We start from the raw sequence: 16,885 nt of genomic DNA, 5'->3' as shown, positions 1-16,885 counted from the left end.
ATTATTTAACCGTTATTTTTTTAGTTTGAAGAATAATATCTGAAGCACTTCCTATCTGAATTTCAACTGCATTATTTTCTAGTTCGAATTGTTGTTTGGCTGTATTCCAATATTCTAAATCTTTTGCTTTTAATGTCAAGGAAACATTTTTGGTTTCTCCGGCTTTAAAGAAAACTCTCTGAAATACTTTTAGTTCTTTTTCAGGACGTTCTACTTTTGAATTTAATTGTTTTACATACAACTGAATTACTTCTTCTCCATCTTTGTTTCCTGTATTGGTAACTGAAACATTGACCTTTAGTTCGCCATTTTTAGCAATAGTTTCTGAATTGGTTTCAATTGAATTGTATTTGAAAATCGTATAACTCAATCCGTGGCCAAAAGCATATAAAGGCTTTCCTTTGAAATACATATAGGTTCTTCCGTTTCGGATATTGTAATCTAATAATTCCGGTAAATCGGTAATATCCTTTACCCAGGTTTGCGTTAAACGTCCCGCAGGATTATAATCTCCAAATAAAACATCCGCCAAAGCGGTTCCGGTTTCCTGACTGTTTTGTGTCATGTGTACAATTGCCGGCACATGTTCCTGTGTCCAGTTTATGGCATACGGAAAACTGCTAATCAAGGCGACAACTGTTTTAGGATTGGCTTGATACACAACTTTGATTAAATCTTCCTGCTCCAATGTCAGCGATTGACGATCGACAGCTTCTTTTCCTTCACTCGGAACGGGACAATCTGCCCAACCTGCGTTACATACCGGATGATTCCCTGCGATTAAAATAACAACATCTGCTTTTTTAGCAATCGAAACTGCTTTGCCATCAATGTTATTTTTAGCGTAAAGAATTTCGACGTTGTTGCCCAATTTATTTTTAATTCCCTGTAAAGGTGAAATGGTATAAGGAGGTGTTCCGCTGTACCAATCCAGCAATACTTCATCTGCGTGAAGTCCGATTACGGCAATTGTTTTTAATTTGTCTTTTTGTAAAGGCAATAATCCTATATCATTTTTAAGTAAAACGATCGATTTCTGAGTTACTTCTAAAGCTAATTTTTTATGCGCTTCGGTTTTCCAGGGATCAATTGTGTCTTTTTCTGTTCCGATTTTTGCGTATGGATTTTCATCTGAAACGTCTAACATTCCCAGTTGAATCATGACTCTGTAATCGCCGCGAATAACGGCATCGATGTCTTTTTCTTTTAAATATCCGTGTGAAATCGCTCCGTAAACGCCTTCGGTAAATTCATCCAGAAACTGATTGATTCCCGCTTTTATGGCTGCTGCAGCTCCCAAATATTTATCGGCGTAATATTTATGATCAGAAAGCAATAATTTGAATGCACCTCCATCGGTACAAATGATTCCGTTTTGTCCCCATTCTTTCTGGGTAATGTTTTTCAACATCGGATGTACCATTGCCGGAATTCCGTTTACTTTATTGTATGCCGCCATATAAGCACGGGAACCTCCTTCGACAACGCCCATCTGAAAAGGCAATGCATAATATTCACGCCAAAGTCTTTCATCAAAATCAGATGACGTATAGGTTCTGCCATCTTCGTTGCTATTGGCCAAAAAGTGTTTCATTAACGAAGCTGTTTGCCAATATTTTGGATTGTTTCCCTGCAATCCTTTTACAAAAGCGACGGTCATGGTTCCGTTAAAAAAAGCGTCTTCGCCGTAACTTTCTTCGGTACGGCCCCAACGCGGATCTCTTGCGATATCAGCATTTGGAGCGCGAACTACTAGTCCACCACGATGGTATCTCTGAAATGCATAACGGGTTTCGTAACCTTCAATCTGAGCAACTTTTTGAAGTAAATCAACATCCCAGGTTTCTCCTAAACCATAGGCCTGAGGAAAAGTGGTGGTTGTAACGGGTTGTTTGTTTTTTCCGCCCCATGCTCCCGGTCCGCCAAGTGCTAAACCGTGCAATCCTTCTACATGTCCTGTACCTACAACACCTAATCTTTTTATCGACGGATTCGTGCTTAAAGCCTGAACTTTTTCATCAAGTGTCATCAGCGATAACAAATTATCAATACGCTTTTCAGTATCTAATTTCGGATCCTGAAAAGGATATTGCTTTTGCTGTGACAACATCAAATTGACCGACAAAAGAAAAACGATATGTAGTGTGAGGTTTTTCATTTAAAAAAATTGTGGTTATTAAACCCGACGGGTTTGAAATTTTTATAAATTATATCTTGAAATTTAATCGTTACGTTAAATATATACCTAACAGGTTTTAAAAACCTGTTAGGATAATTGAATTCTAATCTTTACGTCAAGTAAACCCGACAGGTTTTAATCCCGATGCATCGGGAGACAATCTATATCTATATTATAATTTTTTAAATCTAATGGCTGTTCCTCCTGCTCCGCCTAAATGTAATTTTAGTGAATCTGAAGCTTTAACGGTTTTCTTAGAAATCGCTACTGCCGATGGATTGTGAGTTTCATCAGTTCCTTCTGCGTCAGCATAAATCTGAGCTTCGTAAGTTGCATTTGGATCTAAGAATGATAGCGAAACATTTACGTCTCTTGCATTTTCGTTTGTGATCGTTCCTAAATACCAATCAGCACTATTTCTGTCTTTACGAACGGTTGTGATGTATTGTCCAATTGATCCTTCTAACACTTTAGTGTCTTCCCAATCTGTTGGAACATCTTTTAAGAATTGTAAAGCTGGTTTTCCTTCGTAATTTTCAGGAAGATCGGCCATCATTTGGATTGGCGCGTAAATCGTTACATACAATGCCAATTGCTGTGCTGTTGTTCCGTGTACTCTTTTTCCAGGATAACCTTGTTTTACCTCAACATCAAAAATTCCCGGAGTAAAATCCATTGGTCCTGAAAGCAATCGGGTAAACGGAATAATTGTTAAGTGATTTGGCGGATTTCCTTCGCTCCATGCGTTGTATTCCTGTCCACGCGCTGCTTCTCTTGAAACCATGTTTGGAAAAGTTCTGCGTTCTCCTGTATCTTTTATGGATTCGTGGTACAATACCGCTAAATCATATTCGGCTGCTTTTTCTAGAACAAATCTGAAATAATTCACTCCAAATTGTCCAAAATGCCATTCTTTCATGTTTAATTTTGAACCAACGTGTCCAATTTTAACCGAATGCATTCCAAGTTTCTTGTACAATGCAAAAGCGTCGTCAATTTCTTTTAAGTAATTAATTAAGTTCGAACCTGTTTCATGGTACCCAATTAGTGCTACGTCATTTTTCTTTCCGTATGCCACTACTTTTTCTAAATCGAAATTGTCTGCACTTTTTGTAAAACTAAACATGTGCATTTTGTTTTCGTACCAAGCTGGCGTCCAGCCTTTGTTCCAGCCTTCAATCAATAAATGATGAAATCCTTCTTTTGCCGTAAAATCGATATATTCTTCGGCATGTTTGGTTGTGGCGCCTTGTTTGTCGCTTTCCCAAAATGTATATTTCCCGATATGCATTCCCCACCAAATTCCGAAGTATTTGTATGGTTTGAAATAACTTGTGTTTTTTAATTTGTTGGGATCATTCAGATTTAAAATCAAATAAGAAGTAATTAAATCTGCTGGTTTTTCACCAATTTGGAGTGTTCTCCAGGAAGAAGTAAAAGTGTCTTTTACACGAACTTTCACACCATCAGCCCACGGCACTAAATCAGATTTTAGTTGCGTTCCGGTTGTGTTTACCAAAGTCATACTCGCGAAATCTACCAAATTTGCTTCGTGAAAACTCAAGGCTAATCCGCTTTTGCTTTCGATAGTTAATGGAGTCAAAACCGTATCAAGTGTACTTACTGGAGCATCTTTAAAAAGATATTCGTCACGGTTTTCTCTGTTTGCAGGAATCCACCATGCTTTTCCATCTTCTTTTAGGTTAAAAGTCGTTTTTTCATCCATAATGAAAATACTGTCTTTTACATTTTGTTTTGGATACACATATCGAAACGCGATTCCGTCATCGAAAGCACGAAACTGAATTTCTAATTTACGTTTGTTTCCTGCTTTTTGCTGTAATTGAACCGATAACTGATTGTAGTGATTTCTGATGTTTTTCTTTTCTCCCCAAACTTGTTCCCAGGTTTCATCGAAAGTGGAATTCTTTACGCTTTTGATTTCGAAATCAGTACTTAAGTTTTCATTTCCTTTTAGTAAAAACCCCATATCTGATGGTGTAATCACTTCGGTTTTTCCGTGTGATACCGCATATTTTGGAGCGTTTTTTACTAACTCAAATTTGATTTTGTTTTGCCCGTTTGGCGATGCCAATTCGTAAGCATTTTTATTTTTCTGACTGTATCCAATCGCAACTGAAAGGATTAAAGTGGGAAGAACCAGGTAATTTTTCATGATATTTTTTTCTTAATTCATATTTAATAAATCGGGTGTTGCTTGTGCTTTCACCCGATTTAGAAACTCAACAAAAACTTATTTTTTATCCTGTTGGGATTATTTTTTTTGCCACGAATGACACAAATTTTCTCGAATTGTTTTTTTGCCACAGATTAAAAGGATTTTGAAATGATTTCCTCTTTTGCTATGCGTTTATTTTTTCACGCAGATCTGGCAGATTTTTAATTCTCAATTTTTAATCATTTTACAATTTTATACTTTTTTATCCCGTAGGGATTTAATGTCGGTAGAAAAAACAGAAAACCGGTTTCAATGTCCCGTCAGGGACTACACGTTTCTTATTTTGTGTATTCCCTAACGGGAAAAATGACTACAATGGTTGATATTGCTACCGACATTAAATCCCTGCGGGATAAAAGCAACAGATTTATTTTATCCACTCTGTTTTCAAGGTGGTTTTTCCTTTTAATGGATTTGCCGTTACGTCAAAATTGTTTCCGTTTTTGGTTACTTTTATTTCTTGTACTGCATCGCCGTCCGGTAAAAATATTTTGGCTGTAGCCGAAGTTGTTTTGTCACTCGCATATACTTTTAGTGTTAATTTGCTCCAATCCATGTCTTTTGTAGATTGTGCTAAAGCGATGTGGGGTAATGCGGTTCCGTCTTTTACTAAAACTACAATTGGCACTTCCCCAGCTTTGATTTTATGCCAGCCTGACTGGTATACTTTTTTGGTTTGGTAATCAATCCATGTTCCTTCCGGAAGGTAAACGTCTCTTTCTGTCACTTCTTCAAAAAGTGGTGCCACTAATATACTTGATCCAAATAAATATTCATTGTCAACTAACCATGCTCCCGGATCGTTTGGATATTCTACAAATAGAGCACGCATCATTGGTAATCCTTTTTGAGAACTTTCTTTGGCCTGAGCGTAGATATATGGCATTAATTCGTAACGCATATTATCTGCTTTTCTAAATCCTTCCAAGAAATCTTTGCTATACAACCAAGGTTCGCGCGGAGGCTCTCCGTGGCTTCTTACATGTGAGGTAAACATTCCGAAAGGTGCCCATCTTCTGTATAAATTCTCTGGTGATTTTGTTGCAAATCCTCCTACGTCATGACTCCAGAAACTGAATCCGCTTAGCCCTAGTGAAAGTCCGCCACGTAATTCTGCCGACATTGCGCCGTTTGTCGTTTCGGCATCTCCACCCCAATGCAATGGGTAACGCTGCGATCCTGCCCAGGTACTTCTTGCCCAGATTAAAGTATATCCTTTTTCTTTTTGGGTAATTTCGGCTACAGCCTTATTGTATCTTAATGGGTATAAGTTGTGTTCGTAAAAACCTGTTCTTCCTGAATGGTAAATTCCGTCTGGTGGCGCTGCTTCTCCAAAATCTACTTTAAAAACAGAAACGCCCTGATCGAATAAATGTTTCAGTTTTGCCTGATACCAGGTTACGGTTTCCGGATTTGAAAAATCCAATACGGCATCTTCATACGGAAGATTTCCTTTGCGATCTCTTACGGCTAAATTCTTGTCCATGATTTCGTTGAACAAGGTATTCTTTGGCGAGAAATACGGCAATTGCCATAAACACACATGGAAACCATCGTCTTTAAGATCCGACATCATTTTTTGAGCATCCGGAAAACGGTCTTTAGAAAACTCGTAATTGTTTCTCCAATCTACATCAAACCAACCGGTATCGAAGTGGATAACATCTGTTGGAATTTTATATTTACGTAAATCTTTTGCTACCTGACGTCCTTCTTTTTCAGAGAAATACGTGATTCTGCTCATCCAGAAACCAAACGACCAAAGTGGCGGCATGGCTGCTTTTCCGGTTAAATCTGTGTATTGGTCTAAAACGTCTTTTGGTTCTCCGATAAAGAAAAACAAATCGGCTTCATCATCGCCAATATACATTTCGTTTGCACTTGAATAATATTTACCAAAGTCAACTGTAATAGGTGTTGAATGGTGCATGAAAACGCCATAACCTCGACTGCTCATATAAAACGGAACAGGTTTGTACATCGTTTCATTCTGAATTCCGTTGGCGTCATCTGTCCATAAAACCACTTTTTGTCCACGTTTGTTGAATTGTGTGAATGATTCTCCACAACCAAATATTTTTTCGTCCGGTTCTAAGCTAAAAGCTGCGCCCATACTTCTGGAATAATCGCTGTTTCTGCGCACATACGAGAACGGAAGTGTTGGCGTATAGGTATTTTGCAGATCCGAATCATGAAGTGTACTCGTCAATAATTTTCCGGTTTCATCATAAATTTTTACGTGCCAAGGCTTGGTTAAAATTTCAACTGAACCATGTTGGCTCGTGTATTTATGTCCGCCTTCGATTTTAGAATATTTCCATAATTCCGGATGATTGGGTGCAACGCCATTAATCAACATTAACGATGTTGCCTCCGGATGAAATTGTGGTCCTGAAGTGGTTTTGATTCTAATAGTTCTATCCGATACAAACTGAATCTGGAACGGCAATTCTGGTGAAGCCTGATATTCTGTCGTTGGAAACTCGTTTGCAGGAACTGCATCCGGTTTCATCATCATGTTGTTGAAAGCCTGACGTGTTTTGTAGTTGTATCTCAGATATTTAATCGTTCCTTTTCCTGTTGCAGGATCAAAAGCGGTCAATTCATCGGCAAAATACAAGGTGTTCAGGTAATTCTGAAAATCTTTACTAATGTCTATTGGAGCATTAAGTACGTCTGCGTTCTGGATTTGCGCCGATGCTTTTGGCATTACCAAAAATCCAAAAATGAAGATCGAAAACAATGTGGTTAATTGTGAGTTTTTCATTGGTTACTAATTCTAGATGTTAGTTATCCTAACAGTCCCGAAGCTTCGGGACTGTTAGGTATTTTATTTAATATTTTAATAAAAATCTATCCATACCTAACAGGTTTTGGAAACCTGTTAGGAACGTAACTTATTATTCCGCTGTAATTACAATTGTGGCCGGTTTTAATCCATTCGCTTTAGCGGTTAATTCTAATCTTCCGGTTTTAGTGTCAGATTGAACAATGACTAAACATTTTCCGTTAAGAGCGGTGTGTTTCGAACCTTTATAGGATTCATGGCTAACGGGATCTCCGCTGCAAACGCCTACAATTTTTCCTTTTCCTTTTAAGGAGAAGTTAATTTCGTTATTGGCATTTGGAGCCAAAGTTCCTTTTGCATCCAGAATATCAACTGTTACAAATGACAAATCGTTTCCATCGGCTTTTATCGTACTTCTGTCTGCGGTTACTTTTAATTGTGATGGATCTCCAGCGGTTTTAATTTCGGTTTCCAGGACTGTTTTTCCGTTTTTACGGGAAATTGCTTTTAGTGATCCGGGTTGAAAAGGAATTCTCCACATGACGTGCAAATCGTCCCCTTTTTTACTGCGAACGCCAACTGATTTTCCGTTAAGGAATAATTCAACTTCATCAGCCTTATTATAATAGGCCCAAACATCTACGGTTTGTCCGGATTTCCAGTTCCAATGCGGGAAAATATGCAACACCGTTTTGTCTGTCCATTCGCTTTGGTACATATAATAGACATCTTTTGGGAAACCGGCTAAATCTACAATTCCGAAATACGAACTAACAGATGGCCATTCATAAGGAGTTGGTTCTCCGATATAATCGAAACCTGTCCAGATGTACATTCCGGAAAGAAAATCATATTTTTTAATCACTTTCCAGCTTGCTTCATGCGTAGAGCCCCAAGGTGTTTGTACCTGATCGTAAGCAGAAACGGTGTTGCCCGGATTTCCTTCTGTAAATTTAAGATCCCATCGTACAGGCCATTTTTTAATACTATCCGAAACGGCATCATAATAGCCGCGGGTTTGTAAACCAGAAGTGGTTTCAGTTGCTATGAAAGGAACTCCCGGGAAATTCTTTTGATGATATTTGTAGGTTTGATGCGCATAATTATAACCGATAAGATCTAAAACACCAGATTTTGCGATCGCATTAAACTGAACATTCTTTTTTTCGAATTGTAAAGTTACTTCATCAATATTCATGTTTACTGGTGGATTCATCGCTGCTGTAAGTGGTCGCGTTTTATCGTACTGACGTACAATTCCAGCCAATTCCTTTGCAATTTCAACACCCGTTTCATTCCATTGTTCCGGGATTTCGTTCCCAATACTCCAGATAAAAATACTGGGATGATTACGATCACGAAGCAATTGATCGATTAAATCTTTCTTGTGCCATTTGTCCCAGTCATTTCCGTAATCATATTTGGTTTTGGATTGTTTCCACATATCAAAAGCTTCATCCATGACAATGAACCCCATTTTATCGCAAAGATCCAAAAGTTCCGGAGCGGGAGGATTATGAGACGTTCTGATTCCGTTTACACCCATTTCTTTCAGGATTTCTAACTGACGTTCGATGGCGCGCGTGTTGATTGCAGAACCCAAAGCGCCTAAATCATGGTGCATGCAAACTCCTTTTATTTTAACCTGTTTTCCGTTAAGGAGAAATCCTTTGTTGACATCAAACTTAAAATCTCTGATTCCGAAACTGGTTTTGTACTGATCTGTAATTTTATCATCAACAGTAATTTCCGTTACGGCTGTGTATAATTCCGGTTTTTCAACTGACCATAAAATTGGGCTTTCGACCTGAGTTTCTTGTTTGATCGTTTGATTGGTATTCGCACCAATGGTTATATTTTGAGTAACTGATGTTACTTTGGTTTCTTCTTTAAAAATAGTAGTGGTTACTGTTGCTTTTTTTGAAGCTGCATTTTGGTTTTGAATAGTAGCTTCAAAATGAACCGAAGCTTTTTCTGCAGTAACTTTTGGCGTTGTCACATAAGTTCCCCATTGTGCAACGTGTAATTTATCTGTGGTTTCGATCCAGACATTTCTAAAAATTCCTGATCCTGAATACCAACGTGAATTGGGTTGTTTTGAATTGTCAACCTTTACAATAATTTCATTGTTTTTGTCTCCGTAATTTAAATAGGAAGAGATTTCATATTGAAAACCGATATATCCGTTCGGACGTTTTCCTAAATAATGCCCGTTTACCCAAACTTCACTGTTTTTATAAACACCGTCAAAAATTACTGAAGTTACTTTATTGCTATCTACGGCGGCAACTTTAAAGTTTTTTTTGTACCAGCCTAAACCTCCGTTAAGTGACCCGCCTCCGTATCCGGCAGGGCTTTTTTCGTCAAACTTTCCTTCGATACTCCAATCATGCGGTACATTTAAAGTACGCCATTGTGTTGAAGTTCCAATAGTATCTTTGTCTACTATACTATCATTTAAATGAAAACTCCAATCTGAATTGAAAGAAACCTTTCGATTTACAAAAGCATCTTCTTTTTTGCCGCAAGAGCCCAATAGGAGAATTCCAACTAACATTAATAAAAAAAGCGAATTACTTACGTTCTTTCTTTTGTGCATGGTTATAATTTTTATTTTTGGAAATTGAATATAGAAATAAAAAACGGGTGCTTTTATTTCTATTGAAAATAATTTAAATCTCAGTCTTAAAGAACATTAGAAATGCTTTTAAAACTGAGATTTTAGAATTAATAATTATTTTGGTTTAACAATTAAATGATAAATCAAATAATCACCATCAGCTCTAATAGCTATAAAAGCCAACGTTGTCTCTGTAAGCTCAACAATTTGAATATTGGTAAAACTAAATGACGACTTAAAATAACTTGCTTCACTTGGATGTAACATTTCTACACCTCCATTGAATACGATTCTGTCATTTTTTGAACCTGTTGTCAGATTCAAATTGAAGGTTCCTTTTTTAGTGGTTTGTTGCGTACTTCCTGCTGTTGGGTTTGTTTGTGTTACAGAAACATTAAAACCTCCGTTAAGTCTAAAAGTAACTTCTCCCCAGTTTTTGTTTTCTAAACCAGCCCATGAAATATCTGAAAGATTTGGCCACCAGCCATGACCATTCGTTGCAATGTTTTCATAAGTTGCAGGTTGTCCGATAAATTCCAAAGGTTTTTCCATATCCAAAACCCATGTTTTACCGGCTTCTCCATTAGTAAGTAAATTCCATCTCGGATCACCAAATTGACTTTCATCATTTTGAGCGATATCCAATGTTACAGGAGCAGCTTCAACTGAACCTCCTCTAGCATAAGCGGTGAAGTACACTGTATATTTTCCTGCGAAAGGAAAAGTAATCTGGTCTTCGTTTTTATTAGAATGTCCTATTTCATTTCCGGCCCCATCTACATATTTCCAATATGGAATTACAGAAGGATCTTCATTCTTTAAAGCGACAACGTTTGGATTTTCCGCTGTTGGTTTTATAGAAAATTTAAGTGTCGAAGGCGTCAAAGTTACAGCCGGCAAACTATCGCGATCTTCCAGAGGCTCGCAAGAAAATAATACTGAGCCGATGGTTATTGCAGCTATTATTATAGATAATATACGTTTCATAATCATTTATTTTTAGTTAATTACCAACCTGGATTTTGTGTGATTGTACCATTCGAAAGAATTATTTGAGATTGTGGTAATGGTAACCAACCCAAAGTTTCCGTTCTAAAGGTCACTGCAAATTCTGATCCTCCGGCAGTATTATCAATTGCGGATTTAGTCACATCCATTCCCTGTCTGATTAAGTCAAAATAACGCTGTCCTTCAAGGGCTAACTCCAAACGACGCTCGTCCATAATAGCCGTTTTTGAAACGGTTACTCTATGAGTGGTACTTTTAAAAGCACGGTCACGAACTCTATCTAAATCAGCCTGGGCCAATGCACCGTTTGTACCTAAATTCAATTCGGCTGCCATTAATAATACATCGGCATAACGAATAATAGCATAATCCTGGTAGTTATCAATCTGGAAATTTCCTCCGTTTACTTCAACAATAGCTGTTCCTGCTGCATTGGTAATTGGGCAATATTTTTTCCATGAATATCCGGTATATTGACGTTGCTCTCTGGCTTCGGCATTAAAATTTAAACCTTCACCTGCATAATTAATAATTGTAGCATCCCTGCGTGTATCTCCTGCTTCATATGCATTGTATAATTTTGGGTTTACAGTTGCTCCACCCCAACCTGTTGCATATCTTCCTATTGATCCGCCACGAGGCGCAATATTTACCTGAAAACGGTTTCCTTCGTTTAAATTCCAGTCTCCTTTTCCTGAACCATTAAATCGAACAGCCCAAACCATTTCTGTATTGTCTTCTCCTGCAAAATTCTCAAAAGAAGCAGCCAGCCAAAGATTAGCAAAATCAGCCACTAAACCGTGTCCGCTATTGCTAACAACATCATTAATATAAGTTGTCGCTTGCGCTCTTGTCACTACACCGGCCAAATCGGCTTTTTTGTAATAATCCGTGTAGAACAAAAAGGTTCTGGCCAAATAAGCTTCAGCAGCCCATTTTGTAATACGTCCGTAATTGGCATTCCCTTTTTGGGAGTAATTATCATTATTTAAATTATCCGCAGCAAATTTTAAATCGTTAGCGATCAAGGCATACGTAACCTCAGCAGATTGTCTTGGCAACTGAAACTCGCTGGATGTAATCGTATGGTCTAACGGAATTATATCTCCAAAAAACTTTGCAGCCTGAAAATGAAAATGTGCTCTTAAAAAACGGGCTTCTGCTTCGTATCTTGTTTTCAAAGCGGTATCAGCTCCCCAGTTTACTTTATTAAGGTTTTCTAATAAAATGTTGGCTCTGTAAATCCCTAAATAAGAGTTTTTCCAAACATCCGCATTCATATCTTTATTGGTCACGTATAAAAAACGATCCCATTCGATATCTGCCTGTGCATCAGCAACACCATATCCTCCAAAACAATCATCAGATGCTTGTTCACTAATCAACAAAGGTCCTCCGTAAGCTTCGCGTTGCAATATATCGTAAATCGCAATTAATCCCTGATAAGCATCCGTTGGTGTCTTGTAAAAATTTTCTTCAACCTTTGTTGTAGAAGGTTCTGTGTCTAAGAAATCATTTGAACAAGCTCCTAAAACGAATAAGCTTGAAACAGCCAGTAATTTTATATATGTTTTCATCGTTTTCATCATTTAAAAGTTAACATTAAGCCCCATCATGTATGTTCTTGGCTGAGGATAATACCCTACGTCGATACCTTTTGCCCAGGTTTGATTGGTATTTCCAAATCCAATTTCCGGATCCATTCCCTGATATTTTGTAAAAGTGAACAGGTTGTTCGCCGCCACATACAATCTGAATTTGCTGAAGAATTTTAGCTTTTCAGTCAATTTTGTTAAATCACATCCAATAGTAGCACTTTTAATTCTGTAGAAATCTGCATTTTGAACATACAAATCAGAGAACTTCGTGTAATTTCCGTTTGCATCTGCTCCGTAAGTAACTCTCGGGATTCTGTCAGAGCTTCCTTCTGTAGTCCATCTGTTTAAAATATCCGTAGTATAATTAGTGTAAGCACGAGTAGGATCATGAATTCCAAAAACATTCTGACTTCCGGCAACTCCATACGTATAGACAGAGATATCGAATGCTTTGTAGGAAAGGTCGAAATTTAATCCATAAGTAAAATCAGGATTTGGATCTCCTATTTTAGTTTTATCATTGGCATCAATTTTTCCGTCACCGTTTAAATCTACAAAACGTACATCTCCCGGTTGCGCACCTGGTTGTACACCTGCAGCAACTTCGGCAGCATTCTGGAAAACTCCTGCTGTTTTTAATCCGTAGAAATACCCTATTGGTTGTCCCACTTCAACACGGTTCATCTCGTCTGATCCCTGAAACAATAAGTTGGTATCTCCGTGAATAATTCCTTCACTGTTGGCAACTTTAAGCACTTTATTTTCGTTATGCGAAATGTTTCCGTTTACAGAAAAATTCCAGTCTTTTCCAAACTTAGTGTGGTACGCAAGTGCAACTTCAAATCCTTTGTTTTGAATATCTCCACCATTAATATAAGGAGCAGTTGCTCCGGCATAAGCGGGTATAGAAGCCAAAACCAACCAGTCTTTTGTTTTTTTATCGTAATAATCAAACGTTAAAGTTAAATTATTAAACAAAGTAGCATCAAAACCAAAATCTAATTGTTCTGACGTTTCCCATTTCAGGTTTTTGTTTGAAAGCTGATCCGGGCTTGCACCTGTTTGCAAGGTTTCATCAGTTGTACCAAAATGGTAGTTTTTATTGTAGGTACTAATGGTTGACATATACGAGAAAGCAGGAATCTGGTCGTTACCATTTTGTCCCCAGCTTGCTCTTAATTTCAGATTATTTACTACTTTATTTTCCGGGAAGAAACTTTCTTTATCTACATTCCAACCTGCAGAAACTGATGGAAAATTTCCATATCGGTGTGAATCTGCAAAGTTTGATGAACCGTCTCTTCTGATGGTAGCTGTAAATAAGTATTTGTTATTGTAATCGTACAATAAACGTCCAAAATACGATTGAATCGCATAATCTGCACGGTTTCCTTTTACTGTATTTGATGTTTGATCTGTAGCATTGCTTAAGTAAGCGTGTGCAAAATCATCAAATGTTAAGTTTTTACCTGTAGCTTCCATAAAATCTGACGTATTTTTTTTAGCAGAAGTACCTGCTAATACATCAAAATTATGAGCCCCTGCAACGGTAGCTTTATATTGAATGGTGTTTTCAAAAATCCATCCTAAATATTTAGTCGAGTTTTGTGTAACACTTGAAACCGTATTATTGTCGTTTGATGAAAGAGAATAAACGGGTCTGAAAGAACGGTAATTGCTATCGTTCATATCAACACCAAAACTGGTCCTGTAGGTAAAGTTTTTTAAGAATTTTAGTTCTGCAAAAATGTTCCCTACATAACGGTTTGATTTTGTTTCGTTAAAGTTATTGTAGTACAATGACCCCAATGGATTACTAATATCTGCAGAAATAACAGAATGTGCAAAACCTCCGTTTGCGTCATAAGCCGCATCAATTGGCGCTGCATTTAAAAAGCTTCTGATTCCGTTGCTGTAAATTCCCTGATCGGCAACTCCTGAACTTTTAATGTTGGCAAACGAGAAATTTTCTCCAATTTTTAAATGATCTTCTATCACTTCTGACGTTGAATTTACATTGAACGTAACACGATTGTAGTCTGATTGATTCGTTACTCCTCCAATTAAACCTTCTTGTCCGTAATAAGATAATCCGGTAGAAATAGTTGATTTTTTATCACCACCACTAATCGTTAGCGAGTGATTTTGTTTCATTGCACCATTATTGAATAAATCTTTTTGCCAGTCGTGGTTGGGAAACGCAGCAATTTGCGCTTGTGTGTATAACGGCGTTAAACCAGAATTTACACGAGCTTCATTCATAATAGTAGTGTATTCCTGAGTGTTTAATAAATCCAGTTTTTTAGCTACTTGCTGAAAACCAGTGTAAGTATTAAACGCTACATTCATTTTACCGTCTTTTCCTTTTTTGGTGGTGACCAAAATAACTCCGTTTGCGGCTCTTGCACCATAAATAGATCCTGCAGAAGCATCTTTAAGAACGTCGATTCTTTCTATTGCAGAAGGATCCAGATAACCAATCCCGTTATCGACCACCACACCATCTACTACATAAAGTGGCGTACTGTTTCCTGCCGTACCAACTCCACGAATGTTTACTACCATTCCTGCACCAGGTTGCCCTGAAGCCGAGGTAACATTTACTCCCGAAGCCTGACCCTGCAAAGCATTTACCACATCAAGACTGGCAACATTCTGAATATCTTTTCCTGATACCAATGAAGTTGCCGCTGTGTTTACCTTTTTCTTTTGAGTACCATAACCGATTACTACAATTTCTTTAAGTTCAGCCGTTTCAGCCTGAAGCGTAACATTAATTTTTCTTTGAGTTCCAACTGTAATCGTTTGCGTTTTGTATCCCATAAAACTGAATACCAATACATCTCCTGCTTTGGCTTCGATCTTATATAATCCGTCAAAATCAGTTGCAGTGCTTGTTTTTGTTCCCTGAACCAAAACAGTGGCACCCGGAACTCCCATATTATCCTCTGCCGATGTTACATTTCCGCTTACAGTTTGAGATTGTGCCTGAGCAAAACCTGACTGTATCATCAATACACCAAGCAACAGCGCCATACAAAATGAGAGCGGCGTTGTTCTAATACAATATTTGCTTTTCATAATAGTTAAGAATTGGTTTAAATTATAGTTAGTTACTTTATATCTGATTAATAGGCATTCGAAATGATCTGCTCGAATAATTCCTGTCTTCCACTAAGTGGTTGAGGTTCTCCGCTTGCACGGGCAATTTTGCTAAGATCTTCAAGAGATAATTCTCCATTTTCAAACTTCGCTCCGTTTCCGCCGTCAAATGAACTGTAACGCTGCGTGCGTAATTTTTTATAATCTGTATTTTGTAGTATCTGATCTGCACAAATTAGTCCTCTTGCAAAAACATCCATTCCTGAAATGTGTGCAATGAATTTATCTTCTAAATCGATTGAATTTCTTCTCACTTTTGCATCAAAGTTTACACCACCGCCCTGAATTCCGCCACCTTCAAGGATAACCAACATCGCCTGAGTAACTTCCTGAAGATTGATTGGGAATTGATCTGTATCCCATCCGTTTTGATAATCTCCACGATTGGCATCAATACTTCCTAACATTCCCGCATCAACGGCAACCTGCAATTCATGTTCAAAAGAATGTCCGGCAAGAGTGGCGTGGTTTACTTCAAGATTTAATTTGAAATCATTCTGAAGTCCGTATTTATTAATGAATCCTAATGAAGTTGCTGCATCATAATCGTATTGATGTTTGGTAGGTTCCATTGGTTTTGGTTCGATAAGGAAGTTTCCCTTAAAACCTTCTTTACGGGCATAATCTTTACAGGTATTCAGGAATCTTCCTAAATGGTCTAATTCTCTTTTCATGTCTGTGTTCAGCAAACTCATGTATCCTTCGCGTCCTCCCCAGAAAACATAATTTTCACCCCCAAGTGCAATAGTGGCATCGATCGCAATTTTTGCCTGAGCTCCCGCATACGCCAAAACATCAAAGTTTGGGTTGGTTGCAGCACCATTCATATAGCGTGGATTACTGAATAAGTTTGAAGTTCCCCACAACAATTTAATGCCTGATTCCTGTTGTTTTTGTTTAGCATACTCCACCATAGTCTGAATACGCGCTTCAAATTCGGCAAGTGTTGGCGCATCATCCACCACATCAACATCATGAAAACAGTAGTAAGGCAAACCTAATTTGGTCATAAATTCAAAAGCCGCATCCATTTTGTCTTTGGCTCTTAAAATCACATTCTCATTTTTATTCCATGAAAAAGTTTCAGTCGAAGCCCCAAACGGATCTCCTCCTGTGTTGCATAGCGTATGCCAGTACGCCATCGAAAAACGCAAATGTTCTTTTAGCGTTTTTCCCGCAACGATACGATTTTCATCATACCATTTAAACGCCAACGGGTTATCACTTTCTCTGCCTTCGAATTTAATCGTGTCTATATTTTTAAAATAAGATTGTTTAGTTGTACTCATTT

8 protein-coding genes are annotated in these 16,885 nt (G+C 37.8%); all 8 read right to left on the bottom strand.

What is annotated here, in order from left to right; all coding sequences use genetic code 11:
- Position 1: 1 nt before the first annotated feature.
- The 8 genes from ACQY44_RS14090 to xylA all read right to left on the bottom strand — a co-directional run bounded on the left by ACQY44_RS14090 (position 2) and on the right by xylA (position 16,883).
- Positions 2 to 2,158 carry a glycoside hydrolase family 3 C-terminal domain-containing protein gene (locus ACQY44_RS14090; RefSeq protein ID WP_428230962.1) on the bottom strand — a complete coding sequence of 719 codons (2,157 nt, stop codon included), beginning with the start codon at positions 2,156 to 2,158 and terminating at the stop codon, positions 2 to 4.
- Positions 2,159 to 2,351: 193 nt separating this feature from the next.
- On the bottom strand, positions 2,352 to 4,355 hold the full coding sequence (locus tag ACQY44_RS14085) for a glycoside hydrolase family 97 protein (protein ID WP_428230961.1): 2,004 nt from the start codon (positions 4,353 to 4,355) through the stop codon (positions 2,352 to 2,354).
- A gap of 430 nt (positions 4,356 to 4,785) precedes the next feature.
- Positions 4,786 to 7,185, bottom strand: a complete 2,400-nt coding sequence (locus ACQY44_RS14080; protein ID WP_428230960.1) for an alpha-xylosidase — start codon at positions 7,183 to 7,185, stop codon at positions 4,786 to 4,788.
- 133 nt (positions 7,186 to 7,318) lie between these two features.
- Positions 7,319 to 9,805 carry a glycoside hydrolase family 2 TIM barrel-domain containing protein gene (locus ACQY44_RS14075; RefSeq protein WP_428230959.1) on the bottom strand — a complete coding sequence of 829 codons (2,487 nt, stop codon included), beginning with the start codon at positions 9,803 to 9,805 and terminating at the stop codon, positions 7,319 to 7,321.
- A 135-nt stretch (positions 9,806 to 9,940) separates the two neighbouring features.
- Positions 9,941 to 10,813: a hypothetical protein gene (locus ACQY44_RS14070; protein ID WP_428230958.1), complete on the bottom strand. Its 873-nt coding sequence runs from the start codon at positions 10,811 to 10,813 to the stop codon at positions 9,941 to 9,943.
- 20 nt (positions 10,814 to 10,833) lie between these two features.
- Positions 10,834 to 12,411, bottom strand: coding sequence for a RagB/SusD family nutrient uptake outer membrane protein (locus ACQY44_RS14065; protein WP_428230957.1), 1,578 nt, complete (start codon positions 12,409 to 12,411; stop codon positions 10,834 to 10,836).
- A 12-nt stretch (positions 12,412 to 12,423) separates the two neighbouring features.
- Positions 12,424 to 15,513, bottom strand: a complete 3,090-nt coding sequence (locus tag ACQY44_RS14060) for a SusC/RagA family TonB-linked outer membrane protein (protein WP_428230956.1) — start codon at positions 15,511 to 15,513, stop codon at positions 12,424 to 12,426.
- A 47-nt stretch (positions 15,514 to 15,560) separates the two neighbouring features.
- Entirely contained in the window at positions 15,561 to 16,883 is a 1,323-nt protein-coding gene (xylA, locus tag ACQY44_RS14055; protein WP_428230955.1) for a xylose isomerase, read from the bottom strand.
- Positions 16,884 to 16,885 lie beyond the last annotated feature (2 nt).

This window comes from Flavobacterium sp., from assembly GCF_965277525.1.
Lineage (GTDB): Bacteria > Bacteroidota > Bacteroidia > Flavobacteriales > Flavobacteriaceae > Flavobacterium.
The sequence above is the reverse complement of the archived record's forward strand: the minus strand, read 5'-3'. Positions and strand labels throughout refer to the sequence as shown.